The following is a 26000-nucleotide window of genomic DNA, read 5'->3' as shown; positions in this document are numbered from 1 at the left end:
GCGAAGGCGGGGATCCAGCCCTCAACCTAACCCTGCCCGCTGCCGCGGGCACCTTATCTAAGTGGACTGGGTCCCCGCCTTCGCGGGGATGACGAGGAGGAGAGGGCGGCGCCTACTTCCGCGTCACCCGCAGCACGCGGCCCTCATCCTCGTCGACCGTTAGCCAGATCGCGCCATCGGGCGCCACCCGGACATCGCGGATACGGGCGGTGAGGTCGGGGAACAGGCGTTGCTGGCCGACGACCTTGGTGCCGTTCAAATCGACGCGCCGCACATGCTCATGCGCCAGCGCGCCGACGATCAGGTCGCCCTGCCATTCGGGGAACATCGCGCCGCGATAGACGGCGAGGCCGGAGGGGGCGATCGACGGGGTCCAGGTCAGCACGCCGTCGACCATGTTCTTGTAGGTCTTGAACGGGCTGATGCCGGCGCCCGAATAGTCGCGGCCATAGGTGGCGACCGGCCAGCCATAGTTGGCGCTGCGGCGGATGAGATTGACCTCGTCGCCGCCCTGCGGGCCATGTTCATGCTGCCAGAGCGTCCCCGTCGCCGGGTCGACGGCGAGGCCCTGTGGGTTGCGGTGGCCGAGGCTCCAGATTTCGGGGCGCGCGCCCTTCACGCCGACGAAGGGGTTGTCCGACGGGATCTTGCCGTCGGGGCGGATGCGGATGGTCTTGCCGATGAGGCCGTCCTTGCGCTGCGCCGCCTCGCGATAGTCGAAGCCGTCGCCGGTGGTCATCACCAGCGAGCCGTCGCGCAGCCACGCCATGCGGCCGCCATAGTGGGCGGGGGTGTTCTTCAGCGGCGCGACCTCGAAGATAACCTTCACGTCGGTGAGGCTGTCGCCGTCGAGCCGGGCGCGGGCGATGCGGGTGGCGTTGGCCTTCGGCGTGCCCGCCGCGTAGGACAGGAACAGCAGGCGGTTGGTGGCGAAGTCGGGGTGCGGCAGCACGTCGAACAGGCCGCCCTGGCCGTTCTCATAGACGGCGGGCACCCCGGCGATCGGCTTCGCCTGCAGCTTGCCGCCGCTGATCACGCGCAGCCGGCCGGCGCGCTCGGTGACCAGCACGCGGCCGTCGGGCAGGAAGGCGACGCTCCACGGATGGTCGAGGCCGGTCGCCATCGTGGTGATGCGGTGCGGCACCGTCGGTGGGCCACCCGCCGCCAGCAGCAGCGGCGCCAGCAGGGCCGTCATCGCGCGTTTGATCACTCTCGCCTCCCCCGAAATTTGGCGGCACTATCGCGCCGCGCCCCTGACGCTGTAAAGGCGGGCGGCGCGAACCGCAGGGGAGGGCAGATGAACTACAAGCGTCTGATCGGCGGCTTCGTCGCCGCGGTGCTGGCCACCATCATCATCGCGAGCGTCATTCACAGCCATTTCACCATCCAGGGCCTGCGCGCCGTCGGCGCCGAGATCGGGCCGGGCGATGCGTGGAAACTGGCGTGGGGCGACCTCATCGGCCTCGCCCCGACCTTGGGCGCGGTGATCGCCATCGCGCTGCTCGTCGGCTTCCTCGTCGCCGCGATCGTGCTGCGCTTCGTCAAGCTGCCGCGCTGGGTCGGCTATGCCGTCGCCGGCAAGGCGGCGATGATCACCGCGTTGTGGCTGATGTATCTGAACTTCGATATCACCCCGATCGGCTCCGCCCGCACCACCGAGGGGCTGATCGCCTTGGGCCTCGCCGGCGCGATCGGCGGGTTGCTGTTCACCTGGTTCACTCGCCCGCAAAAGGTCTGAGATGGCGCTGCGTCCCGCGTTCTATAAAATTCATATCTGGCTGAGCTGGATCGTCGGCCTGCAGATCATCCTCTGGGTGGCGAGCGGCCTGTTCATGGCGTTCACGCCGATCGAGCGGGTGCGCGGCGAGCATCTGGTCAAGAAGGTGGAAGCGATCGACCTGCGCCAGCAGGCGGTGCTGTCGCCGACCGAGGCGATCGTCAAGCAGACGCGGCCCGTCGAGCGCGTGACCCTGAAGACCTGGCTCGGCCGCCCCGCCTATGAGCTGCGCTACGCTGACGGCCGCGCCGGCATGGTCGATGCCATCTCGGGCAAGTCGCTGACGCCGTTGACCGCCTTCGCCGCGGCCAATGCGGCGCGCGCGGTCTATGCCGGCCGCGAGCCGAGCGAGGAAGTGACGAAGATCGACCCCAAAGCGATCCCGCTCGAATTCCGCCGCGACGAGCCGGCCTGGGCGGTGCGCTTCCACGGGCCGGTATATTCGAGCGGCAGCGACGTCTTCTATGTCAGCGCGGAGACCGGCGAGGTGATCGCCAAACGCACCACGCTCTGGCGCGTCTACGACTTCATGTGGGGCCTCCACATCATGGACTGGGGCGGGCGCGAGAATTTCAACAGCCCGTGGCTGATCGCCTTCAGCCTCGTCTCGCTGATCTCGGTGATCGCGGGTGCCGTGCTGCTGTTCGCGCGCCGCCGCTGGTGGCCGCGATGACCGCGACGACGGTGTGGAAGGGCAAGTATATCGAGGCGGTCGTCGACGGCCGCTGGGAATATGTGAAGCGGGCGCGCGGCATCGGCGCCGCCGTCATCCTCGCGCTGACCGACGAGGAGGAGGTGGTGCTGGTCGAGCAGGCGCGCGTGCCGCTCGGGCGCAACTGCATCGAGCTGCCGGCGGGCCTTGTCGGTGACGAGACCGCGGGCGAGGAAGCCGCGGCTTCCGCCGAACGCGAGCTTGAGGAAGAGACGGGTTTTGCTGCGCAGCATTGGGAAGAGCTGGGCGAGTTCGCCTCCTCCCCCGGCATGGTCGGCGAGACCTTCCGGCTTTTCCGCGCCACCGGCCTGACGCGGGTTGGGACGGGCGGCGGCGTCAGCAACGAGGAAATCGTGCCGCATGTGGTGAAGCTGACCGAGGTCCCTGCCTTCCTCGCCGCCAAGCGGGGGGAGGGCTGCGCGATCGACGTAAAGCTGCTGGCGGTGCTCCCCTATGCTAAAGGACGGCCATGACGAACGCTCGTACCCTCGGTGCCGCCAATGCGCTGGCGCTGCTCGGCTCCTCGGCACTGCTCGGCGGCGCGCTCGCCTTCCAGCATCTCGGCGGCCTCGCGCCGTGCGAGATGTGCTTCTGGCAGCGCTGGCCGCATCTGGCCGCGATCGGCTTCGGGCTGCTGGCGCTGGTGCTGCGCGCGCATCCGCTGCGGCGCACCTTCGTGATCCTCGCCGGCCTGTCGGTGCTGGTCGCCGCGGCGCTCGGGCTGTTCCATGCCGGCGTCGAGCGGAAATGGTGGGCAGGCCCCACCACCTGCAGCGCCGCGCCGGCCGCCGACGGCGACATCTTCGCCAACATGCTGTCGGCGCCGATCGTGCGCTGCGACGCGATTCCGTGGGAACTGTTCGGCCTGTCGCTCGCTGGCTGGAATGCGCTGCTGTCGGCGCTCATTGCAGGAGGCGTGCTGTGGCTGGCGACCCGTCGGTAACGCGACCCGCGCACATGCCCGGCGACCGGGCGGCGGACACCCAGTCGATGATCCGCGTCGACCAGGCGGGCGAATATGGCGCGGCGCGCATCTATGCCGGCCAGCTCGCGGTGCTCGGCAACCGCCACCCCTATGCCCGCGAGATCGCGCGGATGGCGGAGCAGGAGCAGCGGCACCTTGCGGCGTTCGACAGGCTGGTCGCCGAACGGGGCGTGCGCCCCACCGCGCTGCAGCCGATCTGGCATGTCGCGGGCTTCGCGCTCGGCGCCGCCACCGCGCTGATGGGGCCGCGTGCGGCGATGGCCTGCACCGTGGCCGTCGAGACCGAGATCGACCGGCACTACAGCGAGCAGCGCGCCGAGCTGGCGGACGGCAGCGACCCCGAACTGGCCGGCCATATCGCCGAGTTCCAGGCCGAGGAGCTGGAGCATCGCGAGACGGCGCTGGCCCACGAGGCGGAGAAGGCGCCGCTCTACCCGCTGCTCTCGCTCGGAATCCGCGCGGCGTGCCGCTTAGCCATCGCTGCCTCGAAGCGCCTCTAGAGCCAGCCCGCGGCGCGCAACGCCGGCACACTGTTGCGTGCGACCGGGGCCTTGATTCCGCCCTTCAGCCTGAGCGTTATGCTGCGGCCATGCTGCGCAGCATTTTCGACCGCCGAACGCGCCACCCACCAGCTGCGATGGACCTGCATCCCGTCAATGCCGTCCAGTTCGGCCACGGCATCGCGCATCCGCATCAGGATCAGCGTGCTGCCTGCGGCGGTATGCGCGCGGACGTAGTGACCCTCCATTTCGAGCGCGAGCAGATCGCGGCCGAGGTGCGGCGGCGGCCGAGAAGCGAGCCTATGCTGCGCAGGAGCGAGGTCAGCGCTTCTTCGTCAGGCTGGCGTGGATGGCGCGGACGAAGACGTCGGCCTTGATGAAGCCCTGCCCCCATTTGGCGTCATAGGCGGCGGCCGGCTTCGATGCGACGATCTGGTCGGCGCTTTGCTTCGCGGCGATGCCGGCGCGGACGTTGCCGACGACATCGGCGACCATCGCGTGATAGGCGGTGAGCTCGTCGCGGCTCGCCACCGCGCCGTGGCCGGGAATGTAGCGGGTCTGCGCGTTGCCGAGCGCGATGCCCTTGGCGAGGCCGGCGATCAGCCCGGCGGCGCTGCCGCCCGACGACAGGTCGATGAACGGGAAGCTGGTGTTGTTGAACACATCGCCCATGTGGACGACGTTGGCCTTGGTGAACTGCACGAGGCTGTCGCCGTCAGTATGCGCGTGCGGCACGTGGACGGCGCGGATCGCGTCGCCATTGATGTGGAAGGTCGTGCTGGAATCGAAGGTGACGACCGGCAGCGCCACCGCCGGCGAGGCGGGGATGCGCTGCTGAAGCGCCTCCATGAACTGGTCGGTCGACATGCGGGTGCGGACGTTGTCGTGTGCGACGATCAAGGTGCCGGCCTTGCCGAGGTTCTCGTTGCCGCCGGTATGATCGAAGTGCCAGTGGGTGTTGAGGACGAAGCGCACCGGCTTGTCGTCGATCTTCTTCAGCGCTTCGACGATCTTCGGGGTCAGCGGCGCGAACTGATCGTCGATGATGAAGGTGCCGTCGGGACCGGTGGAGACGCCGATGTTGCCGCCCGCGCCGATCAGATTATGGACGCCCGGCGCCACCTGCTCGGTGCGCACCTCGACCTTCGACATGTCCTGCTGCGCGGCCGCTGGCGTGGCGGCGGCGAGCAGCAGCAGCGCCAGCATCTTCTTCGTCATTCTCGCCTCCCCGGTTCCAGTGCATCGTTTATCAGGCGGCCGTCGCGCGTCAGGCGGGCGCGCATCACCATCGGGCCGGCCTGCAGCTGCTTTTCGAGCCGCGGGGCGCTCGCCTCCGACACGAAGATGCGGCTCATCGCGGCGAGCGGCTGGCCGTCGGTGCCGAACTCGGGGGCGTAGGTCAGCGCAATGCGGCTGGTGACCGGGTCGACGCGCGCCGGGCAGCTGTCGCCCTTCGCCACCGCGCGGACATGGGTGCCGCCTTCTTCGAGACAGAGGTCGCAGCCGGCGTTGCGGCAGAGGTGCGCCGGGCCGGAGACGGTCCAGACGTAGCGGAAGGTGATGTAGCGACCGCGCAGCGGATCGCGCGGGTCATAGCCGGCGACGGGGATGCGCCACTCGCTGGCCCCCTTCGCGCCGGTCTCCTGCAAGGCGACACCGGCGGCGAGGCCGACGAGCGGCAGCGCCAGCGCCGCGGCGAGCCAGGCGCCCTTCACGCCGGGGTCCGCTTCATCAGCTTGGCCCAGGCGAGCGTCAGGCCGATCAGCAGCGCGCCGCCGACGATGAGGCCGATGCCGGTCAGCGCGAGGCCGCCGAACAGCTCGACGTAGACGATGAACAGCCGCACCGCGATCATGCCGATGGCGATACCGAACAGCACCCGCCAGCCGCCGTCATGCGCCGCCTTGGCGACGGCACCCCAGAGACCGAAGAAGGCGAAAGCGCCGAACAGGCGGGGGGCGAGCGCGTCGGCATGTGGGATGGCGGCGGCGAGCAGCACGGCGATGACGCCGGCGATCAGCGCCGTGCGCAGCACCAGCGCCGCGCCGCGCCCGAGCTTGCCGGCGAGGAAGGCGGCGGCGCCCGCGACGATGACCGCGAGCGGCAGGCGCAAGGCCATCGCGGCGGCATCATCGGGCGTCACCGCCGTCGCCCAGGCAAAATGCGCGAGGCTGACCGCGCCGAGCAGCAGCGCGAGGCCGGCCTCGCGGATGCCGACCGAGAAGCTGTTGTTGCCGAGGATCAGCGAGAGCAAGACCAGCGCCGGCGGCAGCGCGGCGGGCAGGTTGTCGGCGGCGACTGCGCGCATCGCCCCGGACAGGCCGTTGTCGGCGGCAAAGGCGATGGCGAGCACCGCCGTCATGCCGGCCCAGCCATAAGCGGTGAGGCGGGTGCGGCCGGCAAGCAGCGCGGCAGGGGTGACGAACAGCGCCCACCAGGCGAGCGCTTCCCACACCGGCGAGGTCACCTGATAGACCTGCCCCTGCAGCGCGACGCCGGCGAGCACCAGTGCCATCAGCAGGAAGAGCGCGGCTTCGCCGAGCCACAGCCGATCGCGGCGGCGCGCCTGCCAGACGACGGTGGCGGCGGCGGCGGTCATCGCCCAGTGGACACCGAGCTTCACATAGGCGGGGATCATGTCCCAGCCGGCGGCGACGACGAGCACGAGGCCGAGCGCCAGCGCGAACAGGCCGATGCCGATCGTCGCCCATAACGCGATCGGGCGCGAGGTTTCGGATTCGTGGGCGCGGATCGCGTCGGCCGTGCTGGCATCGATCAGGCCGGCGGCCTGCCATTCGTCGAGCTTGCGGTCGAGCGCCATGGGGGCGTTATCGGCGGTTGGGCGCGGAGGGGCAAGGGTAAGTCCCTCTCCCGCTTGCGGGAGAGGCTAGGTGAGGGTGTGCGAGCGTAAGCGAGCTTTCCGCTGAAGGGTGCCAAGCGGAGAGGGCGGAACACCCTCACCCTCCCATCCTCCTCCGCTAAAGCTACGGAGGACGGGCCCCTCCCTCTCCCGCAAGCGGGCGAGGGGCATGGTGGAGCGCCACCAACCCCCATCGTCATTCCCGCGAAGGCGGGAATCCATTAGCGCCGACGCTTGAATCAATGGAACCCCGCCTTCGCGGGGATGACGATGAAAAAGGGAAAGCGGGTCGAAGACCCTCAGTCCGTCAGTTCGTCCCAGGCGTTCTTCAGTTTGGCGAAGAAGCCGCTCGATTTGGGGCAGTTGTTCTCGGTGCCCTCAATCTGCTGGAATTCCTCGAGCAGTTCGCGCTGGCGGGCGGACAGGCGCACCGGCGTCTCGACGTCGACCTGGATGACGAGATCGCCGAAGCCGCCGTGGTTCAGCGGCGGCATGCCCTTGCCGCGCACGCGGAACTGCTTGCCGGTCTGGGTGCCGGCGGGAATCTTGATGGTGCAGCCCTGCCGGTCGAGGCAGGGCACTTCGATCTCGCCGCCAAGTGCCGCCGTCGTGATCGAGATCGGCGCCTGCGCGAACAGGGTGGTGCCGTCGCGCTTGAACAGCGAGTGCGCGCGCAGGTGGACGAAGATGTAGAGGTCGCCCGGCGGGCCGTTGCGGAAACCCGCTTCGCCTTCGCCGGCAACGCGGATGCGCGTGCCCTCGTCGACGCCCGCGGGCACCTTCACCTGCAGCGTCTTGCGGCGCTCGACACGGCCGGTGCCCTGGCAGGGGTCGCACGGGTCGCCGATCACCTGGCCGACGCCGCGGCAGCCGGGGCAGGTACGTTCGACGACGAAGAAGCCCTGCTGCATGCGGACCTGGCCGGCGCCGTGGCAGGTGCCGCAGGTCTGCACTTGCGCGCCCGGCTTGGCGCCGGTGCTGGCGCAATGGTCGCAGCCGGCCGACACATCGATCTCAAGGTCGGCGGTCTTGCCGGTATAGGCTTCCTCGAAGCTCAGCTCGAGGTCGTAGCGGAGGTCGGCGCCGCGGGTCGCGGCCGAGCGCTGCTGCTGCCCGCCGCGGCCACGGCCGGTGAACTCGCCGAAAATATTGTCGAAGATGTCGGCGAAGGCGCCGAAGTCGCCCGGCCCGGGGCCGCCGCCGCCATGCGGCTGGCTCTTGCCGTAGCGGTCATAGGCGGCGCGTTTCTGCGGATCCTTCAGGCAGTCATAGGCTTCGTTGATCGCCTTGAACTTCGCCTCGGAGTCGGTGCAGCCCGGATTGCGATCCGGGTGGAATTTCATCGCAAGCCCGCGATAGGCGGTCTTGATGACCTTGTCGTCGGCGGTTCGCTCGACACCCAACAGTTCGTAGTAATCCGCCTCGATCATCCGCCGGCCCCCGGTACGCCCGTCACAGAATAAGGGCGCGGCCCCGGATGATCCGAAGCCGCGCCCATCGTCTTACTTCTTCTCGTTGTCGTCGACTTCCGAGAATTCGGCATCGACCACGTCGTCCTGCGCCGCGGAGGCCTGCTCGCCGCCGGGCGCTGCGCCGGCGTCACCGCCGCCCGCGGCCTGCTCGGCCTTGTAGATCTCCTCACCGAGCTTCATCGCGACGGTGGCGAGCGCCTGCGTCTTCGCCTGCAGCTGCTCGGGATCGCCGCTGTCGAGCACGCCCTTCAGCTCGGTGACCGCCGCCTCGATCTCGCCCTTCAGCTCGGCCGAGATCTTGTCGCCATGCTCGGTGAGCTGACGCTCGGTCGAATGGACGAGGCTGTCCGCCTGGTTGCGGGCCTCGGCGACTTCGCGGCGCTTCTTGTCCTCGCCGGCGAACGCCTCGGCGTCCTTCACCATCTTTTCGATGTCGGCGTCCGACAGGCCGCCCGACGCCTGGATGCGGATCTGCTGCTCCTTGCCGGTGCCCTTGTCCTTCGCCGAGACGTTGACGAGGCCGTTGGCGTCGATGTCGAAGGTCACCTCGATCTGCGGCACGCCGCGCGGCGCCGGCGGGATGCCGACGAGATCGAACTGACCGAGCATCTTGTTGTCCGCCGCCATCTCGCGCTCACCCTGGAAGACCCGGATGGTGACCGCGTTCTGGTTGTCGTCGGCGGTCGAATAGACCTGGCTCTTCTTGGTCGGGATCGTCGTGTTGCGGTCGATCATCCGGGTGAACACGCCACCCAGCGTCTCGATGCCGAGCGACAGCGGCGTCACGTCGAGCAGCAGCACGTCCTTGACGTCGCCCTGGAGGACGCCGCCCTGGATCGCCGCGCCCATCGCCACCACCTCATCGGGGTTGACGCTGGTGTTCGGCTCCTTGCCGCCGAAGATTTCCTTCACGAACTGGCGGACGCGCGGCATGCGGCTCATGCCGCCGACGAGGATAACCTCGTCGATGTCGGCGGCCTTGGTGCCCGCCTCGTTCATTGCGTCGATGCACGGCTTGCGGGTGCGCTCGATCAGGTCGATCACCAGCTTTTCGAGGTCGGCGCGGTTGATCGTCTTGACGAGGTGCTTCGGCCCCGTCGCGTCCGCCGTGATGAACGGCAGGTTCACTTCGGTGGCGGCCGACGACGACAGCTCGATCTTCGCCTTTTCGGCCGCTTCCTTCAGGCGCTGCAGCGCGAGGCGGTCCTTGCGCAGGTCGATGCCCTCGGCCTTGCGAAAATCCTCGGCCAGGAACTCGACGACCTTGGCGTCGAAATCCTCACCGCCCAGGAAGGTGTCGCCCGAGGTCGACTTCACCTCGAACACGCCGTCGCCGAGCTCGAGGATCGACACGTCGAAGGTGCCGCCGCCAAGATCGTAGACCGCGATCGTGCGGCCTTCCTTCTTGTCGAGGCCATAGGCGAGCGCCGCGGCGGTCGGCTCATTGATGATGCGCAGCACCTCGAGACCGGCGATCTTGCCGGCGTCCTTGGTGGCCTGACGCTGGGCGTCGTTGAAATAGGCCGGGACGGTGATGACGGCCTGCGTCACGGTCTCGCCGAGATAGGCCTCGGCGGTTTCCTTCATCTTCTGCAGGATGAAGGCCGAGATCTGCGACGGCGAATAGCTCTCGCCACCGGCTTCGACCCAGGCGTCGCCGTTGGCGCCTTTGGCGATCTTGTAGGGGACGAGGCCCATGTCCTTCTGGGTGAGCGGGTCGTCGAAACGACGGCCGATCAGGCGCTTCACCGCGAACACCGTGTTTTCGGGGTTGGTAACCGCCTGGCGCTTGGCCGGCTGACCGACGAGGCGCTCGCCGTCCTTGGTGAACGCGACCATCGACGGCGTCGTGCGCGCGCCTTCCGCGTTCTCGATGACCTTGGGGGTGCTGCCTTCCATGACGGCCACACACGAGTTGGTGGTGCCGAGGTCGATGCCGATGACCTTTGCCATACTATCCTCTTCGTAACCTTATAAGAATCGTTTCAACGACTTCTGCAGGCGGAGCGTCTTCCCAAAGCCCGTTCCACATGCGGCTGGCGGGGATGTAGGAAAGCAGTTCCACGCCCGCAAGGGCAGCATGTCGCACCATCGGCGGTAGGTTCGCCCGTTGCACAAGCGCCACAGGCGTCAGCACGCCGCATCGGCAGGCGGTACCCCCACTAGCTACAGCAGTTGCGAAGCCCGCCGATGCCAGCGAAGGAAAGCGCGTGACCAGCACCAAGAATCTCGGCGCCATCGCCGTCGCGGTCGCCGTGCTGCTGCTCGGCGCGGCCCTCGTGACCGGCCGTCTCGCCCATTCGGCGCCGGCGAAGATCGCCATCATCGGCGCGCTGGTTCGCCTGCCGGTCGTGCCGGGGCGGCCCGCCGCCGGCCATTTCATTCTCAACGGCGGCGCCAAGCCCGACCGGCTGCTGAGCGTTGCCGCGCCGATCGCGCGCATCGAGATGCACAAGACGGTGATGGCGAACGGCGCGATGCGCATGACGCCGATGGAAATGGTCGATGTGCCGGCGGGCAAGGCGATCCGGTTCAAGCCGGGCGGCAAGCATCTGATGCTGTTCGGCCTGCCCGCCAGCGTGAAGCCCGGCGACGAGCTGACCCTGACCTTCACCTTCGAGAAGGCCGGCGCGATCCCGGTCACCGCGGTCGCGCAGTCGGCGACCGATGATTCGCACGCGCACCATTAACGAGCGTGCCCTCACGAAGGGCGAGGAGGCGCTGGTCGCCTCGGTGTTCGGCGACACGCTCGATCCGCGCGGCGTCACCTTCCGGCAGGGTAAATGGTGGTGGTTCCAGCCGCCGCGCATCGTCATGGCGCCTGACGGACATATCTGGTTTCACCCGAAGAATCCGGCGTGGCGCGACGATTTCGCCGACGCGCCGCTCGGCCTTCGCGCCTTCGTCATCCATGAGCTGGTGCATGTCTGGCAGCGGCAGCGCGGCATCAACCTGCTGCTGCGCCGCTATCCCTTTTCGCGCTACCGCTATCTGCCGCTGATTCCGGGGAAGCCGTTCGAGGCTTACGGGGTCGAGCAGCAGGCGGAGATCGTGCGCCACGCCTATCTGCTGCGCGAGGGCGGGCGGGTGCCGGGGGCGCCACGGCTGGCGACCTACGCGGCTTTGATTCCCTTCGGCCGCTGGGAGGCGCCGGCGCTGATTGCGTGAAGGGCCCGGGCGGCTACAAAGGCCGCATGACAATCCAGCTCTTCGGCCATGCCTTTTCCTCCTATCATTGGAAGGCGCTGATCGCGCTCTACGAGAACGGCACGCCTTTCGTTTTTCGCGAGGTCGGGTCCGACCCGGCGACGATGGATGAGTTCGGCAGGCTGTCGCCGATGGGGAAGTTTCCGCTGCTGGTCGAAGGGCACCGGGTGGTGTTCGAGGCGACGGCGATCATCGAATACCTGGCGCTGTATCACCCCGGCCCGATCGCGCTGATTCCTGCCGATCCGAAGGCGGCGCTCGAAGTGCGGATGCTCGACCGCTTCTTCGACAATTATGTGATGACGCCGATGCAGAAGGTCGTCGGCGACGCGCTGCGGCCCGAGGGTGGCAAGGATCCGCACGGCGTCGGCGAGGCGCGGGCGCAGCTCGACAAGGCTTACGCATGGCTGGAGGGGCATCTGGCGGGGCGCGACTGGGCGACCGGCGCGGGGTTCAGCCTCGCCGATGTCGCCGCCGCGCCGTCGCTGTTCTACGCCGACTGGGCGCACCCGGTGGACGGGCGTTTCCCCACTGTCGCGGCCTACCGCCAGCGGCTGCTGGCGCGCCCCTCGGTTGCCCGCGGCGTCGATGAGGCGCGGCCGTTCCGGCCCTATTTCCCGCTGGGCGCGCCCGACCGCGATTAGGGCCTGTCTTCCTAGTTTTCGACAGCCGGGATCGCCGCTTTGCGGCGCCCGCTTCGCGGCACGACGTCATTCGCCGCCCGGACGTCGTCGCGTCGTCGGTCACGATGCTCAAGCATCGCTCTCCTCCTAGCTCCTAGCCGGACAACGAAGCCCGCCGTGTCACGGCCATCGAAAACTAGGAAGACAGGCCCTTAGGGCAGCTTGATCGTCATCCCGGTGTTCGCCGCGGTGAACGCCCAGGTGTCGGCCAGCTCGTCGATGATCTTGTCGGTCGGCTTGCCTGAGCCGTGGCCGGCGCGCGTCTCGATGCGGATCAGGTGCGGTTTCGGCCCCAGATCGACCGATTGCAGCCGTGCCGCATATTTGAAGCTGTGGCCCGGCACGACGCGGTCGTCGGTGTCGGCGGTGGTGACGAGGATCGCCGGATAGGCCGTACCCGCCTTGACGTTATGGTAGGGCGAATAGGCGAGCAGGTTGCGGAAATGCTTCTCGTCGGCCGGGTCGCCATAATCGTCGACCCAATAGCGGCCGGCGGTGAACTGGTTGTAGCGCAGCATGTCCATCACGCCGACGGCGGGCAGGCCGACCGCGAACAGATCGGGGCGCTGGTTGACGACCGCGCCGACCAGCAAGCCGCCGTTCGAGCCGCCCATCACCGCCAGCTGCTGCGGGGTGGTGACGCCCGATTTCACCAGCTGCTCGGCGGCGGCGATGAAATCGTCGAACACATTCTGCTTGTTGAACAGCCGCCCGGCGTCGTGCCACGCCTTGCCATATTCGCTGCCGCCGCGAATGTTGGCGACGGCATAGACGCCGCCCAGCTCCATCCACGCGAGCCGCGAGGTGGAGAAAGCGGGAAGCACCGGCACGTTGAAGCCGCCATAGCCGTAGAGAATGGTCGGCGCGCCCTTCGACAGGTCGAGGCCCTTCTTGTGGGTGACGAACATCGGCACGCGGGTGCCGTCCTTCGAGGTGAAGAAGACCTGTTTCACCTCGTAATCGGCGGCGTTGAACGGGGTTTTCGGCGCCTTGAATATCGTCGAGCGGCCGGTGGCGGCGTCGTAGCGGTAGATGGTCGGCGGGGCGTTGAAGCTCGAATATTGGTAGAAGGTCTCCGCGTCGCCCGCCTCGCCGTCGAAGCCGACCGCGGTGCCGACGCCGGGCAGCGCCAGCGTGCTGGCCAGCTTGCCGTCGAGCGCGTGGGTGCGCACCACCGTCTTCGCATCTTCGAGGTAGGACGCGACGATCCGCTCGCCGATCACGGTGGCGCGCTGCAGCGCGGTCGGCGTTTCGGCGACGAGTTGCGTGAGCTTGTTCTCGTCGCCGGTGCGGGCGTTCACCGAGACGATGCGGCCGCGCGGCGCTTCCTTGTTGGTGACGAAGTAGAGCGTGTCGCCGTGTGTGCCGGCGAATTGCCAATTATGCTTGAGGTCGGTCGCGATCGCGCGGGGCTTGGCACCGGTGGTGGCGAGGTCGACGACATGCACCTCATAGCGATCGTCGGTGCCCTCATAGCTGGTGACCACCAGCCAGCGGCCGTCGTCGGTCACTTCGGCGGTGTGGCCGAGCGTGGCGCGCATCGGCGTGGCATAGACCAGCCGGTCGGCCGACTGCGGATCGCCGAGCTTGTGGAAATAGACGCTCTGGTTGGTGTTCGCCGCCTGGAACTCGGCGCCCTTCGCCGGTTCGGGGAAGCGCGAATAGTAAAAGCCGCTGCCGTCCTTCGCCCATGACAGGTCGGAGAATTTGACCCATTTCAGCTCGTCGGCGAGCGTCTGGCCGTCGGCGACGTTCAGCACCTTGACGGTGCGCCAGTCGGAGCCGCCATCCTGGATCGAATAGACGAGGCGGGTACCGTCGGGGCTGGGCTTCCAGTCGGACAGCGCGGTGGCGCCGTCCTTCGACCAGCCATTGGGATCGATGAGCTGGCGCGGCGCCGCGTCGAGGCTGTCCTGCACATAAAGGACGAACTGGTTCTGCACGCCCGAGTTGCGCTCGAAGAAATAGCGGCTGCCCGCCTTCTTCGGCAGCATGAACTTCTCGAAATCCCACAGCTGCTTCATGCGCTTCGCGATGGCGTCGCGGCCGGGAAGCGCGGTCAGATAGGCGTCGGTGACCTTGTTCTGCGCCTCAACCCAGGCGGCGACCGCCGTATCGTTGCGCACATCGTTCTCGAGCCAGCGATAGGGGTCGTCGACCTTGGTGCCGAAGTGGGTGTCGCTGGTCGTGTCGGCGCGGGTCTTGGGATAGTCGATCCGTTCCGCCGCACCTGCCGAAGTCGCCATCAAAAGTCCTGCCACCACTATCGCCCGCATTTGTTTCTCGCTCCCCTCACAGGAAGCGCGGAACGTGGTCGATCAGGCGAAGGTGCGCAAGGAGAAGGTCAGGTCGAATTCGTCCCAGCCGGCATTATAATGCTCGCGCGGCAGGTCGAGCGGCGCGCAGCGGATGACCGCGAGCATCGCCGCCTCCGCCATGGCCGCGGCGGCGGCGCGGTTGGCGTCGGTGACGCCGGCTTGCGACACCACCACGGGCAGGGTGGTGAGCTGCCCGTCGGGGGCGAAATAGACACGGAGCTTGGTGGTGATCTGCCGCGCATCGCGGCCGAGCTTGGGCGATCGATAGCAACGCTTCACCTGCCGGGCGGCGCTGGCGGTGAGCTGGGCCACGACCTGCGACGGAATGCCCGGTCGCACCTTGGCGGCGGCGATCGGCAACACCGGCTGCGCGGCCGGCGGCGGCGTGGCGCAGCCGGCGAGCGCGAGCAGCAGAGCGGCTGGCAGGACGCGGATCATCACGCGCTGTTTATCGCGGGGCCGTGGGCGACCTCAAGCGGGAGGCGACGAAAGCCCCATGGCGACCGCCAGACGGGCAGCCGCGCGTCGAGCCTCCGGCCTCGCCTCGGGAATTTGTGCCAGCGAGCGAACAATGTGCCGTCCGGCGGGTTTCGTCCCCTGACGATCAACCACAGGGGAAATATCATGAACTTCAAGAAAGAATGGCTCGTGCTCTCGGTCGCCGGCGTGCTGGCGGCGTGCGGCGGGCAGGGTGACGACGCGACCGGCGATATCGTCGCCAACGACGCCGATGCCGCCGCCGACGTGATGGAGGCGCAGGCGGACGCCATGAGCGATACCGCCTCGGCCGATATCGTCGACGAGAAGGCCGATGCGCTGCGCGATGCGGGCGAGGCCGCCGAGGAGGCGATCGACGACGCCGACATCGAGACCGACAACCCGGCGGCGACCGCGGCGAAGATCCAGGCCGAGACCGGCATGCCGACCTCGGCGAAGACCGCTGCCGAGGCCGCGCCGACCAAGTAAGCGTTACGCCTCGCCGGTGGCCCCTGCGTCATCGGCGAGGCGGAACAGCGGTTCGCCGACCCGCAACTCCCGCCCGCTCTCGACTGTCTCGGCGAAGTCGACGCGCTCGGGCGCGAAGACGATGATCGTCGAGCCATGCTCGAACCAGCCCATCTCCGCGCCGCGCGGAACGGGCATGCCGACCGGCACGCGCCGCGGGCCGCCGCCGCGCAGCAGCGCCGGCACGTCGAGGAAATGGAAGCGGATGCCGGCGACGAGGATCGCCGCGACCGCGACGATCAGGATCACCGGCCCGTCGGGCGACAACCGTGCCCGCACCACCGCCCGCTCGTTGCGGCAGAACAGCCGCTCGACGCGCTTCAGCGCGATCGGATTGACGTTCCAGGTATCGCCCGAAATGTAGTTGACGCTCTCGACGACGAGGTCGTGCGGCGCGTGGAAGCGGTGGTACATGCCCGCGGTCAGCCGCAGGGTGACGAAGCGCCCGGACTCGAACCCCTCGGCATCGACGCCCGCCAGTTCGCTGAGCGTGTAGGGCGATCCCTTCACCTGATAGGCGCGGCCATCCTCGATGACGCCGTGCGCGCCGACGATGGCGTCGCAGGGGGAGACCAGCAGATCGGCGTCAGCGGCGATCGGGCGAGCATCGGGCAGCAGCGAGCGGGTGAAAGCGTCGCGCAGGCTGCGATAGTTGGAATTGGCCGCGTCGCTCATGTCGACGTCGGCGAAGAAGCGCCACAGCGCGATCGACGGCTTGCTGACCAGCGGCTGCTCGACGCCGCTGAACCAGCCCATGAAGCGGCTGAGCAGCCGCCGCGGCAGCCGGTTGGTGACGAGGAAGTTCAGATCCTCCTGCAGCAGCACCCGCATCAGTCCGTTACGCACTGTCACGATTCTTTCCCCCAATCGTCGTAGCGGAGTAGCTCATGAACCATATCTCCGCCGACTTCGCCGCCGCAACGATCCTCATCGTCGCGGTTCTGCTGCTGCTGCCTCGCGCCTGGACGCGCCTGAAGCTGTCGCGCGCCAAGCACCGCTCGCTCGCCGGCCATTCGAAGATGTCGCGGCGCATGGCGCGCTTCATGCCGCGCGTCAGCTACGGCGACGATCGCTTCTTCGATGCGGATGGCGCGCCGAACCTGGTCGCCGGCCTGCGCCGTCGCGCCTTCGAGGCGCTGTCGCGCGAGTTCGCGACACGCTTCGCCAAGTCGCGGGCGCTGACGGCAGAGGCGCGCGAGGGACTCTCCGACCTGCAGTTCACCGGCCGCTACCGCGTGCCTTTCCAGTTCGGCGACATCGTGCGGCAGCGGCTGCCGATGCCGGCCTTCCTTACCTCGTCTGACGGCGTGACGGTCACCGATCTCGACGGCAACCGGCTCTACGATCTGACCGGTTCCTATGGGGTCAATCTGCTCGGCTACGACGCGTACAAGGAATGCATCGCCGAAGGCGCCGCGACGGTGGACGCGCTGGGCCCCGTGCTTGGCGCCTATCACCCGGTCGTTGCCGACAATGTCGCGCGGCTGCGCGCGGTGTCGGGCCTCGACGAAATGTCCTTCCACATGTCGGGCACCGAGGCGGTGATGCAGGCGGTGCGGCTGGCGCGCTACCACACAGGGCGCAGCCATCTGGTGCGCTTCTGCGGCGCCTATCACGGCTGGTGGGGCGACGTGCAGCCGGGTGTCGGCAACCCGACGCCGGCCGAGCAGACCTATACGCTCGCCGACATGTCGGAGCGGACGCTCGATGTGCTCGCGACGCGCCGCGACATCGCCTGCGTGCTGGTCAATCCGCTGCAGGGGCTGCACCCGAACGGCGCGGCGCCGTCCGACTCCACCCTGGTGGCCGGCATCCGCCGGGCCGGCTATGACGCGGACGCCTATGGCGCCTGGCTGCGGCGGCTGGCCGAGGTGTGCCGGGCCAACGGCATCGTGCTGATCTTCGACGAGGTGTTCCTCGGCTTCCGGCTGTCGCCGGGCAACGTCGCCTCGCTCTACGGGGTCGCGCCCGACATGATCACCTTCGGCAAGACGCTCGGCGGTGGGCTGCCGATCGGCGTGCTGTGCGGGCGTGCCGCGCTGATGGCGCGCTTCCGTGCGGATCGCCCCGCCGACATCTGCTTTGCCCGCGGCACCTTCAATTCGCATCCCTATGTGATGGGCGCGATGAACGCCTTCCTGCGCCGGCTCGACCAGCCGGAGGTGCAGGCGCTCTACCGCGATCTCGATGCGCGCTGGAACGGCCGCGCCGCGATACTCAATCAGCGGCTCGCCGCCGACGAGCTGCCGGTCAGCGTCGCCAACCTCTCGACCGTCTGGACCGTCTGCTTCTCGGCGCCGTCCCGCTACAATTGGATGCTGCAATATTATCTCCGCCGCGAAGGGCTGGCGCTGAGCTGGGTGGGCACCGGGCGCATCATCTTCAGCCTCGACTACAGCGATGCCGACTTCGCCGCCGTCGCCGATCGCTTCGTGGCGGCGGCGCGCGCGATGCGCGACGAAGGCTGGTTCTGGGCGCCTGACGGCGCCACCGAGAAATCGGTGCGCCGCCAGGTGTTGCGCGAGCTCATCGCCGCCCGCTTCTTCTCAGTGCGCGGGCGCGTCAAACCGCTCGCCGCGGAGCAGCCGCAGCGGGGCGCGGTGGTAGAGGCGGATATCGTTGAACGGATCGCTGACGATCTTGGTCGCCCAGACGAGGCCGGTCTGCACGTCGCGGATGAAGAACAACTGCACGGTGCGGCCGACGAGACCGCCGAGACCGAGCGCCAGCCACAGCCAGCCGACGTTGCGCGCAAACTCGAGCGCCGAGCCGTGCGGCTCGAGCAAGCCGAATAGCGAAGGGTCGGCGACCAGCAGCAAGGGCGAGGCCGCCCACAGCGTCATCAGGATCCACTTACGCTTCAGGTTGAAGCCGACCTTGATCGCTTCCTTATGGTCGTGGGTCGCCTGGTTGACCGTGTCGTAGGTCTTCGGCTCGAAGAAGAAATGGCCGATCTGCCGGCTGGTCATTGCGACGATCCAGGCGACGAGCGTCGCCAGCGCCGGGTCCCAGAACGCCGCGACATAGGCCGCGACGAAGGTGCACGCGCTCAGCATGTGCAGGCTCTGGTTGATAAGGCTGTGGTGATAGTAGCGATGGTCGTCCCAGCGCTGTTCGTCGAGCATGGCGGCAAAGCTGGTCATTGCAGGATCTCCCTGGCGGCGGGGTTGAGCTTGCGGAAGCGGAGGAGCGCGAAATGGCCGAGCGGCGGCAGCTCGCGGCGCTCGACCAGTTCGACGCTGGGGTTTTGCGCCATCCAGTCGAGGTAGCGCGTCCACGGAAAATCGGTGCGGAAGCCGAGGCGACCGGTGACCGGCATCATCACCTTCTCGATCGCGCCGCGCATGCCGTCGCCCGCGCCGACGCGCGTGGTGATGACGATCTCGCCGCCCGGACGCACCACCCGCGCCAGCTCGTCGAGCGCGCGCTCGGGGTGCGGCACCGCGGTGATCACATATTGCGCGACCGCGACGTCGAAGCTGTCGTCGGCGAAGTCGAGCCGCTCGGCATCCATGACGTCGATGCGCTCGATATGGTCGAGCCCGAGCGCGGCGACGCGGCGGCGCGCCTTCGCCAGCATCGGCTCGGAGATATCGACGCCGGTGATGCGGTTGACGGGTGAATAGCCGGGAAGCGAGATGCCGGTGCCGACGCCGACCTCGAGGATGCGGCCGCCAATGTTCTCCGCCGCGTCGATCGCGGCGCGCCGGCCCTGGCGGAACACCGGCCCGAACACGAGGTCGTAGATCGGTGCCCATTTGGCATAAGCGCCGACGACGCGATCCAGTTGCAGCAACTCCGGCATCGGCGCACGGCCTTCCCTTGGCCCTGAAAGGGCGGTTGTGAAGCCTCCATCGCGCCGCATTGCTACAATGGTGTTTCAGTAAAGCCTGCGACAAATACATTGCCGAAATTTGAATGGATTTTCCAAGATTTGTTGCCGGTTCATAAAATCGTCGCAGATACGTCATGAAAGCGACACCAGGATTTGCTTTCTACTGTGAAAGCCGATCGGCTTTATGTGCTTCAACTTGGGAAGCTCCTGCCGCATGAAGATCGCGCTCGCCACCGACGCCTGGGCTCCGCAAGTGAACGGCGTCGTCCGCACGCTCTCCACCACCGTCGGCTTGCTGCGCGGCCGCGGCCATGAGGTGGAAACGATCACGCCCGACCTGTTCCGCAATTTCCCCTGCCCCAGCTACCCCGAGATCCGCCTGGCGATCGGTTGCGGCGGCGCGGTGGCGCGGCGGCTCGATGCGCTCGATGCCGATGCGGTGCATATCGCGACCGAGGGACCGATCGGCTGGGCGGCGCGGCGCTGGTGCCTCAAACAGGGCCGGCCGTTCACCACCTCCTTCCACACGCGTTTCCCCGATTATGTGTCGATGCGCACCGGGCTGCCCGCCGACTGGTTCTGGCCGGTGCTGCGGCGCTTCCATGGGCCGGCGACGCGCATCTTCGTCGCGACGCCCTCGCTTGCCGCCGAGCTGGCCGAGCGCGGCCTGCCGCAGACGCATGCCTGGTCGCGCGGCGTCGATCTCGACCTGTTCGCGCCCGATGCGGCGCCGCTGCCGGCGATGGCCGGGCTGCCGCGGCCGCTGCAACTCTATGTCGGGCGTGTCGCGGTGGAAAAGAACATCGCCGCCTTTCTCGATACCAGGGCCGTCGGCACCAAGGTGGTGGTCGGCGACGGGCCGGCGCGCGCCGAGCTGGCGGCGCGCTATCCGGACGCGCATTTCCTCGGCGCGCTGCACGGGCGCGAGCTGGCGGCGGCCTATGCCGCGGCGGACGTGTTCGTCTTCCCCAGCCACACCGACACCTTCGGCCTCGTGAACATCGAGGCGCTGGCGAGCGGTGTGCCGGTGGCGGCCTTCCCGACGCGCGGGCCGATCGACATCATTGGCTGCGACGGCCTCGGCACCTTCGGCGGCGACAAGCGGATCGGCGCGCTCGACGACGACCTCGACGCGGCGATCGCGCTCGCGCTGAGCGCCGAGCGCGAAGCCTGCACGGCGGAGGGGCGGCGTTATAGCTGGGACCGCTGCACTGACCAGTTCTTCAGCGGCCTCGCGCCGTGCCGCGAGGCCGCGCCACTGCTGCTTCAGGACAGGCCGCAGAATCTCGCCGCTTGACCCTCACCTGGCGTCAGGGGTGTCCCCGACGATGAGGCCTGGCTCGACAGGCGGACGGGCACCGGCATCGCGGCGGACTCGACCGATCTTGCCCCGCTGCTCGAGCGCCATTCTTATCGAATTCAGACCCTAATTCGAGGCCTTCGTCACCCGGAAGCGCTGGAGCTGGTTGCGCGGGTCGCTCCACGACGGCTTCAGTTCGGCCGAGCGGCGATAGTCGAGATAGGCGCCCTTGGCGTCGCCGAGCATCTCGTTGGCGATGGCGCGCATATAGTGGGCGATCTCGGGCTTCTCGGTCGCCAGCTCGATGCCGCGGGTGAACGCCGCCGACGCGGTTTCCGCGGCGCCCGGCTGGCCGAGGCGCAGGATGGCGATGCCGCGGTTGACGTGCGCCTCCGCCATGTTCGGTTCGGCCGCCAGTGCCGCCTCATAATCCTCGAGCGCGTCGGCATAGTCGCGGTCGTACATCTTGAGGATGCCGCGGTTGACCTTGGTGGCGGCCTGGTCGCGGCGCGACAGCGCTTCCTGGGCGAGCGAGTCGTTGCAGGTCTTCAGCCCTTCGGCGGAGGCGCGCTCGGCCTTGGCGGCCAAATAGCAGCCCTTCGCCATCGTCGATCCGAGCACGCGAACGGCCGCCTGCGCCGGCATTGCCGACAGCAGCAGCGCGGCGGCGACGGCGGTCGCGCCCAGCGACAGATACTTCGCCATGATCCTCTCCCTCGTTATCGGGGCGCGGACGCCCGACAATGAGGGTCTGCCTCGCCGGCGCCGATAGCAAAGCCAAAACGACGAACTGCATGGATGAAGCCACGACCGGGCATGCCGGTGCCGGAGGTAAGTATGGGGCCGTCCATACTTTGGTGTGAGCGCGGCGACCGAAGCGTCTGATCGATCAGGCACCGGCAATCCGGCAATTTCCCCTGCAACATCAAAGGAGGAATTGCCCGTGACCCTGCCTCGCCTTGCTCCGCTCGCCGCCGCCCTCTGCCTCGTCGCCGCGCCTGCGCTCGCGCAGCATGAAGGCCATATCGCCTCGGCGGTGAACGAGAAGATCGAGGCGTCGTTCGACATCATCCGCACCGAGGTGAAGAGCGACGGCGCCGATGTGCTGTTCAAGGTGCAGGTGCGCGGCAAGGCCGGCGCGCTGCGCCCGAAGGCGACCGGCCAGTTCGCCGGCAGTGCCGTCTATTCCTACGTCTGGCCGACGACGATCGACAGCGCCGCTGTCGGCTTCGACGCCGCCCAGGGCATCCTCGCGCTCGCCGTCACCTTCCATCCCGACTTCGACGACGCCGCCTATGGCGCGGTCAACCGCCATGTCTGGCACCCGCACTGGGTGGTGCTCGGCCCTGACGACGCCTGCGGCAAGGGCGCGCTGAAGGTGAAGGATATTCCGGAAGGCGCCAAGCCCAAGCTGCCGCCGACGTGGCCCAACGTACCACTGCTCATCGACAGCCCCACTTATCCGACGACGCTCGAGACCGATATCGTCGAGGTGCGCGTGCCGGCGAGCGTGATCGGCGCGACCGCGGGTATCCGTTTCGACGGCGTCACCTCGGCGCTGAAGGTCAACGCCAACCTCCACGCGCCGCTGCTGTGTATCGCCGATGTTTTCGACGTTGCCTCGGGCGACCTGAGCCTGCCCGGCATCATCAAGCGGTAACCCGGTACCCACATTCTTTGCGAAAGGAGTCGACCATGCCCTTCATCACCACCACCGACGGCGTCGAGATCTTCTACAAGGACTGGGGTCCGAAAGACGCGACGCCGATCATGTTCCACCACGGCTGGCCGCTGTCGGCCGACGACTGGGACAATCAGATGATGTTCTTCCGCCTGAAGGGCTATCGCGTCATCGCGCACGACCGCCGCGGCCATGGCCGCTCGACGCAGACCGACGACGGCAACGAGATGGACACCTATGCCGCCGACGTCGCCGCGTTGACCGACGCGCTCGACCTGAAGGGTGCCATCCACATCGGCCATTCAACCGGGGGCGGCGAGGTCGCGCATTATGTGGCGCGCGCCAAGCCGGGCCGTGTGGCCAAGGCGGTGCTGATCGGCGCGGTGCCGCCGATCATGGTCAAGTCGGAGAATAACCCCGGCGGCCTGCCGATCGAGGTGTTCGACGGCTTCCGCCAGTCGCTCGTCGACAACCGCGCGCAATTCTTCGTCGATGTGCCGGCGGGGCCGTTCTACGGCTACAACCGGCCGGGCGCGGAGGTCGATCAGGGCGTCATCGACAATTGGTGGCGGCAGGGCATGATGGGCGGCGCCAAGGCGCACTACGACTGCATCAAGGCGTTCAGCGAAACCGACTTTACCGACGATCTGAAGGCGATCGAGGTGCCGGTGCTGGTGATGCACGGCGACGACGACCAGATCGTGCCCTATGCCGACTCCGCGCCGCTGGCGGTGAAGCTGCTGCGCAACGGCCGGCTGAAGACCTATGAGGGGCTGCCGCACGGGCTGTGCACGACGCACCCCGATGTGGTGAACCCGGACCTGCTCGCGTTTATCGAGGAATAAGGCTCAGGCGCCGCGGAGACGCGGCGTCCAGTCCTCGACATCGCCCGACTGCAGCCGCCGTCGGGCGATGTCGCGCCAGCGTTCGGGAAGCAGCGGCTCCGCGGCCATCGCGAGAAGCTCCTCGCGGTCGAGGGTGCGGACGTAGAGGTTCCGCCACAGCCGTTCGATCGTCCAGTCGGGCAGGCGGCGCTCGACGAGATCGAGCGTGTCACCGGCGCGCACCTCGCCCTCCTCGACGATGCGATAATACCAGCCGGTGCGGCCGCTTTGCTGCATGCGCAGCGCCATATCTGGAAGCTCGAAGCGCAGGTTGAGCCGGAAGCAGGGCTGCCGTCCCTGCGACGCCTCGATGAGCGCGCTGCCGAGCCGGAAGCGGTCGCCGACCGCGACGTCGCGCTCGGTCAGCCCGGCGATGGCGAGATTCTCGCCGAAGGCGCCGGGCGCGGCGAGCTTGGCATGGTCGCCGATCGCCGCGCGCCAATAGGCATAGTGATCGCGCGGATAATGGTGGACGGCCTTCTCCGGCCCGCCGTGATGCTTGCGGTCGCCCTGTTCGTCGCCGGCAAAGCCGAGCGTGGTCAGGCGCAGCCGGCCGTCGCGGTCGATCAGCATCAGGGTCGGCGTGCCCTGGAACTGGTAGCGCTGCATCGTCAGCGGAATGTCCTCGCCGGGCGTGTGCCGGTCGATGGCGACGGGGAACTGCACTTTGTACTCGTGCAGGAACGCGCGCAGGCTTTCCTCGCGCATCGCTTCATGATGCTCGAACACGCTGTGCAAGCCGAGCACGGTGACCTGGTCGGCGGGGAAGAGCTGCCGCACCTTGTTGAGCTGCGGAATGGTGTGGGCGACGCAGCCCGGGCAGAGCATCTGGAAGGCGGCGGCGACGATGGGCCGGCCGCGGAAGGCGGCGAGCGACAGCGGGGTGTCGCTGTTGAGCCAGCCGGTCGTTTCCCATTCAGGGGCAAGGCGGGTGATCATGGATGACCTCCTGTTAGATATGGAATCTAGGAAGCCGCCCGGCGCTTGTCGCTCATCCCTAGGGATAAGCCCTAGCCGTTTGGCAGGTGTCGCTCCGCGCTTCGCGCTGCTAGGCGAGGCGCAAACCTGAGCGGGAGAATATTCATGCGGGAAGCAGCCATCGTCTCGACCGCGCGCACCGGGGTTGGCAAGGCCTATCGTGGCGCGTTCAACGATACCGAGGCGCCGGTTCTGGCGGCGCATGTCGTCAACGCGGCGATCGAGCGCGCGGGGATCGACCCGGCGCGCGTCGACGACGTCTATCTCGGCGTCGGCAACCACTGGAACACGCAGAGCTACAATCTTGGCCGGCTGGCGGTGCACACCTCGGTGCTGCCCGACACGACGGGCGGCTTCACACTCGACCGCAAATGCTCGTCCGGCCTCAACGCCATCGCGCTCGCCGCGCGCGGCATCATCGCCAATGAGATAGACGTCGCGGTCGCGGGCGGGATGGAGAGCATCTCGCTGACGCTCAACAAGTTCGCGCCGGCCTATCGCAACCGATCGGAAGCGGTGATCGCCGCCGACCGCCATGCCTATATGGCGATGATCGAAACGGCGGAGATTGTCGCCGACCGCTACGGCGTCAGCCGCGGGGCGCAGGACGAGTTCTCGGCCGAGAGCCACCGCCGCGCCGCCGCCGCGCAGGCCGCCGGCGCCTTCGACGCCGAGATCGCGCCGATCACCGTGACCAAGGCGCTGTTCGAGAAGGACGGCAGCGAGGCGGGCAAGGAGCAGGTGACGCTCGACCGCGACGAGGGTGTGCGCGCCGGCACGACGGTCGAGGCGCTGGCGGGCCTCAAGCCGGTGTTCAAGGACGGGCTGGTCGTCAAGGAAGGCCGCCACATCACCGCCGGCAACGCCAGCCAGCTGTCGGACGGCGCCTCGGCGCAGGTGGTGATGGACCGGGCGACCGCCGAGAAGGAAGGGCTGCCGATCCTCGGGCTGTATCGCGGCTTTCAGGTCGCCGGTTGCAAGGCGGAGGAAATGGGCATCGGCCCGGTGTTCGCTATCCCGAAGCTGCTCGACCGCGCCGGGCTGAAGCTCAGCGACATCGACCTCTTCGAGCTGAACGAGGCGTTCGCCAGCCAGGCGCTCTACTGTCGCGACAAGCTCGGCATCGATCCGGCCAAGCTCAACGTCAACGGCGGCGCCATCGCCATCGGCCATCCGTTCGGCATGACCGGCAGCCGCCTCGTCGGCCACGCGCTGATCGAGGGCAAGCGCCGCGGCGCGCGCTATGTCGTGGTGTCGATGTGCGTCGCCGGCGGCATGGGCGCCGCCGGGCTGTTCGAGATTCCGCGCTAAGCGAAGGTGCAGGCGCCGGTCAGCTCTTGCTGCCGGCGTCCTGCTTGTTTGCCGAGGCCATCGACTTGCCGGTCAGGCCGGCAAGGCTGTCGCCCGAGACGAGGTCGTTCTGGGCGTGCGCGAAATGGTGCATGTGGAACACGGCGTCCATGGCGCTGCGCTTGCCGCGCAGGTCCTCGACATGGTTGATCGCCTGCTTGGTCAGCGACAGGCCGAGGCGCGGCATCTCCGCCAGCTTGTTGGCGATGCGGCGCACCTCTTCCTCGAGGCCGTCGCGCGGGACGACGCTGTTGACCATGCCGAAATTGTAGGCGCGGCTGGCGGGCATGCGTTCGCCGAGCAGCAGGAATTCCTTGGCGACACGCGGCGGCAGCTCGAAGCCGTGCGCGAAATATTCGACGCCGGGGATGCCCATGCGGACGACGGGGTCCTGGAAGAAGGCGTCCTCCGACGCGACGATCAGGTCGCACACCCAGGCGAGCATCAGCCCGC

At 68.1% G+C, this 26000-nt stretch carries 28 protein-coding genes; 14 read left to right on the top strand and 14 right to left on the bottom strand.

What is annotated here, in order from left to right; translation table 11 throughout:
- Positions 1-112: 112 nt before the first annotated feature.
- Positions 113-1210, bottom strand: a complete 1098-nt coding sequence (locus tag ACFOMD_RS08450; RefSeq protein ID WP_380859797.1) for a PQQ-dependent sugar dehydrogenase — start codon at positions 1208-1210, stop codon at positions 113-115.
- An 87-nt stretch (positions 1211-1297) separates the two neighbouring features.
- Between ACFOMD_RS08450 and ACFOMD_RS08445 the strand changes: the two genes are divergently transcribed.
- From ACFOMD_RS08445 to ACFOMD_RS08425, 5 genes are read left to right on the top strand one after another with little or no spacing between them, the layout of a single operon-like run.
- The gene (locus tag ACFOMD_RS08445; protein WP_380859794.1) at positions 1298-1738 is read left to right on the top strand and encodes a hypothetical protein; all 441 of its coding nucleotides are present in this window, start codon (positions 1298-1300) and stop codon (positions 1736-1738) included.
- 1 nt (position 1739) lies between these two features.
- Positions 1740-2450: a hypothetical protein gene (locus ACFOMD_RS08440; protein WP_380859791.1), complete on the top strand. Its 711-nt coding sequence runs from the start codon at positions 1740-1742 to the stop codon at positions 2448-2450.
- Positions 2447-2962, top strand: coding sequence for an NUDIX hydrolase (locus ACFOMD_RS08435; protein ID WP_380859788.1), 516 nt, complete (start codon positions 2447-2449; stop codon positions 2960-2962). Before ACFOMD_RS08440 ends, ACFOMD_RS08435 begins: the two co-directional genes overlap by 4 nt.
- Positions 2959-3432 (top strand): disulfide bond formation protein B, encoded by a 474-nt coding sequence (locus tag ACFOMD_RS08430; protein WP_380859785.1) that lies wholly within the window; start codon positions 2959-2961, stop codon positions 3430-3432. The genes ACFOMD_RS08435 and ACFOMD_RS08430 overlap by 4 nt, the downstream gene beginning before the upstream one ends.
- A 14-nt stretch (positions 3433-3446) precedes the next feature.
- Positions 3447-3974, top strand: a complete 528-nt coding sequence (locus tag ACFOMD_RS08425; RefSeq protein WP_380860073.1) for a demethoxyubiquinone hydroxylase family protein — start codon at positions 3447-3449, stop codon at positions 3972-3974.
- Here the strand turns inward: ACFOMD_RS08425 and ACFOMD_RS08420 are convergent.
- The 6 genes from ACFOMD_RS08420 to dnaK form a co-directional block, all read right to left on the bottom strand.
- Entirely contained in the window at positions 3971-4237 is a 267-nt protein-coding gene (locus ACFOMD_RS08420) for a LytTR family DNA-binding domain-containing protein (protein ID WP_380860070.1), read from the bottom strand. The two genes, ACFOMD_RS08425 and ACFOMD_RS08420, sit on opposite strands and share 4 nt — an antisense overlap.
- A 58-nt stretch (positions 4238-4295) precedes the next feature.
- Positions 4296-5192, bottom strand: a complete 897-nt coding sequence (locus ACFOMD_RS08415) for an MBL fold metallo-hydrolase (RefSeq protein WP_380859782.1) — start codon at positions 5190-5192, stop codon at positions 4296-4298.
- Positions 5189-5689: a GDYXXLXY domain-containing protein gene (locus tag ACFOMD_RS08410; RefSeq protein WP_380859779.1), complete on the bottom strand. Its 501-nt coding sequence runs from the start codon at positions 5687-5689 to the stop codon at positions 5189-5191. Before ACFOMD_RS08410 ends, ACFOMD_RS08415 begins: the two co-directional genes overlap by 4 nt.
- On the bottom strand, positions 5686-6795 hold the full coding sequence (locus ACFOMD_RS08405) for a DUF2157 domain-containing protein (protein ID WP_380859776.1): 1110 nt from the start codon (positions 6793-6795) through the stop codon (positions 5686-5688). Before ACFOMD_RS08405 ends, ACFOMD_RS08410 begins: the two co-directional genes overlap by 4 nt.
- A 338-nt stretch (positions 6796-7133) precedes the next feature.
- On the bottom strand, positions 7134-8264 hold the full coding sequence (gene dnaJ / locus ACFOMD_RS08400) for a molecular chaperone DnaJ (RefSeq protein WP_380859773.1): 1131 nt from the start codon (positions 8262-8264) through the stop codon (positions 7134-7136).
- 72 nt (positions 8265-8336) lie between these two features.
- Positions 8337-10259 (bottom strand): molecular chaperone DnaK, encoded by a 1923-nt coding sequence (dnaK, locus tag ACFOMD_RS08395; protein ID WP_380859770.1) that lies wholly within the window; start codon positions 10257-10259, stop codon positions 8337-8339.
- A gap of 257 nt (positions 10260-10516) precedes the next feature.
- Between dnaK and ACFOMD_RS08390 the strand changes: the two genes are divergently transcribed.
- The 3 genes from ACFOMD_RS08390 to ACFOMD_RS08380 are packed head-to-tail and all read left to right on the top strand — an operon-like array spanning position 10517 to position 12157.
- Positions 10517-10996, top strand: coding sequence for a copper chaperone PCu(A)C (locus ACFOMD_RS08390; RefSeq protein WP_380859767.1), 480 nt, complete (start codon positions 10517-10519; stop codon positions 10994-10996).
- The gene (locus ACFOMD_RS08385) at positions 10974-11474 is read left to right on the top strand and encodes a vgr related protein (RefSeq protein WP_380859764.1); all 501 of its coding nucleotides are present in this window, start codon (positions 10974-10976) and stop codon (positions 11472-11474) included. Before ACFOMD_RS08390 ends, ACFOMD_RS08385 begins: the two co-directional genes overlap by 23 nt.
- A 26-nt stretch (positions 11475-11500) precedes the next feature.
- The gene (locus ACFOMD_RS08380) at positions 11501-12157 is read left to right on the top strand and encodes a glutathione S-transferase family protein (protein WP_380859761.1); all 657 of its coding nucleotides are present in this window, start codon (positions 11501-11503) and stop codon (positions 12155-12157) included.
- Between the two features lie 191 nt (positions 12158-12348).
- Here the strand turns inward: ACFOMD_RS08380 and ACFOMD_RS08375 are convergent, their stop codons facing one another.
- Positions 12349-14442, bottom strand: a complete 2094-nt coding sequence (locus ACFOMD_RS08375) for a prolyl oligopeptidase family serine peptidase (protein WP_380859758.1) — start codon at positions 14440-14442, stop codon at positions 12349-12351.
- Positions 14443-14514: 72 nt separating this feature from the next.
- Positions 14515-14952, bottom strand: a complete 438-nt coding sequence (locus ACFOMD_RS08370; protein ID WP_380860067.1) for a hypothetical protein — start codon at positions 14950-14952, stop codon at positions 14515-14517.
- A gap of 186 nt (positions 14953-15138) precedes the next feature.
- On the opposite strand from ACFOMD_RS08370, the gene ACFOMD_RS08365 reads away from it, so the two are divergent.
- Positions 15139-15480, top strand: a complete 342-nt coding sequence (locus tag ACFOMD_RS08365) for a hypothetical protein (protein ID WP_380859755.1) — start codon at positions 15139-15141, stop codon at positions 15478-15480.
- A 3-nt stretch (positions 15481-15483) separates the two neighbouring features.
- Here the strand turns inward: ACFOMD_RS08365 and asd are convergent, their stop codons facing one another.
- Entirely contained in the window at positions 15484-16371 is an 888-nt protein-coding gene (gene asd, locus ACFOMD_RS08360; RefSeq protein WP_380859752.1) for an archaetidylserine decarboxylase, read from the bottom strand.
- 35 nt (positions 16372-16406) lie between these two features.
- Between asd and ACFOMD_RS08355 the strand changes: the two genes are divergently transcribed.
- Positions 16407-18314 carry an aminotransferase class III-fold pyridoxal phosphate-dependent enzyme gene (locus ACFOMD_RS08355; RefSeq protein ID WP_380859749.1) on the top strand — a complete coding sequence of 636 codons (1908 nt, stop codon included), beginning with the start codon at positions 16407-16409 and terminating at the stop codon, positions 18312-18314.
- A 344-nt stretch (positions 18315-18658) separates the two neighbouring features.
- On the opposite strand, the gene ACFOMD_RS08350 is transcribed toward ACFOMD_RS08355, so the two are convergent.
- A complete protein-coding gene (locus ACFOMD_RS08350) occupies positions 18659-19324 on the bottom strand; it encodes a class I SAM-dependent methyltransferase (protein ID WP_380859746.1) in 666 nt (221 codons plus the stop codon).
- Positions 19325-19568: 244 nt separating this feature from the next.
- On the opposite strand from ACFOMD_RS08350, the gene ACFOMD_RS08345 reads away from it, so the two are divergent.
- Complete coding sequence (locus ACFOMD_RS08345; RefSeq protein ID WP_380859743.1) at positions 19569-20651, top strand: glycosyltransferase family 4 protein; 1083 nt, start codon at positions 19569-19571, stop codon at positions 20649-20651.
- A 129-nt stretch (positions 20652-20780) separates the two neighbouring features.
- Here the strand turns inward: ACFOMD_RS08345 and ACFOMD_RS08340 are convergent, their stop codons facing one another.
- Positions 20781-21359: a tetratricopeptide repeat protein gene (locus tag ACFOMD_RS08340; protein ID WP_380859741.1), complete on the bottom strand. Its 579-nt coding sequence runs from the start codon at positions 21357-21359 to the stop codon at positions 20781-20783.
- 238 nt (positions 21360-21597) lie between these two features.
- Between ACFOMD_RS08340 and ACFOMD_RS08335 the strand changes: the two genes are divergently transcribed.
- Together ACFOMD_RS08335 and ACFOMD_RS08330 are read left to right on the top strand one after the other, a co-directional pair.
- Entirely contained in the window at positions 21598-22314 is a 717-nt protein-coding gene (locus ACFOMD_RS08335) for a hypothetical protein (RefSeq protein ID WP_380859738.1), read from the top strand.
- 35 nt (positions 22315-22349) lie between these two features.
- Positions 22350-23180, top strand: a complete 831-nt coding sequence (locus tag ACFOMD_RS08330; RefSeq protein ID WP_380859735.1) for an alpha/beta fold hydrolase — start codon at positions 22350-22352, stop codon at positions 23178-23180.
- Between the two features lie 3 nt (positions 23181-23183).
- Here the strand turns inward: ACFOMD_RS08330 and ACFOMD_RS08325 are convergent, their stop codons facing one another.
- On the bottom strand, positions 23184-24158 hold the full coding sequence (locus tag ACFOMD_RS08325) for an MOSC domain-containing protein (RefSeq protein ID WP_380859732.1): 975 nt from the start codon (positions 24156-24158) through the stop codon (positions 23184-23186).
- 144 nt (positions 24159-24302) lie between these two features.
- Here ACFOMD_RS08325 and ACFOMD_RS08320 point away from each other — a divergent pair, with 144 nt between their 5' ends.
- The gene (locus tag ACFOMD_RS08320) at positions 24303-25508 is read left to right on the top strand and encodes an acetyl-CoA C-acyltransferase (protein ID WP_380859729.1); all 1206 of its coding nucleotides are present in this window, start codon (positions 24303-24305) and stop codon (positions 25506-25508) included.
- Between the two features lie 19 nt (positions 25509-25527).
- Here ACFOMD_RS08320 and ACFOMD_RS08315 read toward each other — a convergent pair.
- On the bottom strand, positions 25528-26000 hold a 473-nt coding region (locus ACFOMD_RS08315; RefSeq protein ID WP_380859726.1), incomplete at its 5' end, for an enoyl-CoA hydratase-related protein.

It is taken from the genome of Sphingoaurantiacus capsulatus, assembly GCF_042648405.1.
GTDB classification, from domain to species: domain Bacteria; phylum Pseudomonadota; class Alphaproteobacteria; order Sphingomonadales; family Sphingomonadaceae; genus Sphingoaurantiacus; species Sphingoaurantiacus capsulatus.
This window is presented reverse-complemented; position numbering and strand designations above follow the sequence as displayed.

Bases quoted from the DNA above. Each gene is read 5' to 3' on its own strand.
- ACFOMD_RS08435 (WP_380859788.1), top strand. From the start codon at position 2,447: ATGACCGCGACGACGGTGTGGAAGGGCAAGTATATCGAGGCGGTCGTC.
- ACFOMD_RS08425 (WP_380860073.1), top strand. From the start codon at position 3,447: ATGCCCGGCGACCGGGCGGCGGACACCCAGTCGATGATCCGCGTCGAC.
- dnaJ (WP_380859773.1), bottom strand. From the start codon at position 8,264: ATGATCGAGGCGGATTACTACGAACTGTTGGGTGTCGAGCGAACCGCC.
- ACFOMD_RS08340 (WP_380859741.1), bottom strand. From the start codon at position 21,359: ATGGCGAAGTATCTGTCGCTGGGCGCGACCGCCGTCGCCGCCGCGCTG.
- ACFOMD_RS08345 (WP_380859743.1), top strand. From the start codon at position 19,569: ATGAAGATCGCGCTCGCCACCGACGCCTGGGCTCCGCAAGTGAACGGC.
- dnaK (WP_380859770.1), bottom strand. From the start codon at position 10,259: ATGGCAAAGGTCATCGGCATCGACCTCGGCACCACCAACTCGTGTGTG.
- ACFOMD_RS08350 (WP_380859746.1), bottom strand. From the start codon at position 19,324: ATGCCGGAGTTGCTGCAACTGGATCGCGTCGTCGGCGCTTATGCCAAA.
- ACFOMD_RS08365 (WP_380859755.1), top strand. From the start codon at position 15,139: ATGAACTTCAAGAAAGAATGGCTCGTGCTCTCGGTCGCCGGCGTGCTG.
- ACFOMD_RS08445 (WP_380859794.1), top strand. From the start codon at position 1,298: ATGAACTACAAGCGTCTGATCGGCGGCTTCGTCGCCGCGGTGCTGGCC.
- ACFOMD_RS08440 (WP_380859791.1), top strand. From the start codon at position 1,740: ATGGCGCTGCGTCCCGCGTTCTATAAAATTCATATCTGGCTGAGCTGG.
- ACFOMD_RS08330 (WP_380859735.1), top strand. From the start codon at position 22,350: ATGCCCTTCATCACCACCACCGACGGCGTCGAGATCTTCTACAAGGAC.
- ACFOMD_RS08430 (WP_380859785.1), top strand. From the start codon at position 2,959: ATGACGAACGCTCGTACCCTCGGTGCCGCCAATGCGCTGGCGCTGCTC.
- ACFOMD_RS08375 (WP_380859758.1), bottom strand. From the start codon at position 14,442: ATGGCGACTTCGGCAGGTGCGGCGGAACGGATCGACTATCCCAAGACC.
- ACFOMD_RS08380 (WP_380859761.1), top strand. From the start codon at position 11,501: ATGACAATCCAGCTCTTCGGCCATGCCTTTTCCTCCTATCATTGGAAG.
- ACFOMD_RS08415 (WP_380859782.1), bottom strand. From the start codon at position 5,192: ATGACGAAGAAGATGCTGGCGCTGCTGCTGCTCGCCGCCGCCACGCCA.
- ACFOMD_RS08320 (WP_380859729.1), top strand. From the start codon at position 24,303: ATGCGGGAAGCAGCCATCGTCTCGACCGCGCGCACCGGGGTTGGCAAG.
- ACFOMD_RS08355 (WP_380859749.1), top strand. From the start codon at position 16,407: ATGAACCATATCTCCGCCGACTTCGCCGCCGCAACGATCCTCATCGTC.
- ACFOMD_RS08405 (WP_380859776.1), bottom strand. From the start codon at position 6,795: ATGGCGCTCGACCGCAAGCTCGACGAATGGCAGGCCGCCGGCCTGATC.
- ACFOMD_RS08370 (WP_380860067.1), bottom strand. From the start codon at position 14,952: ATGATCCGCGTCCTGCCAGCCGCTCTGCTGCTCGCGCTCGCCGGCTGC.
- ACFOMD_RS08325 (WP_380859732.1), bottom strand. From the start codon at position 24,158: ATGATCACCCGCCTTGCCCCTGAATGGGAAACGACCGGCTGGCTCAAC.
- ACFOMD_RS08385 (WP_380859764.1), top strand. From the start codon at position 10,974: ATGATTCGCACGCGCACCATTAACGAGCGTGCCCTCACGAAGGGCGAG.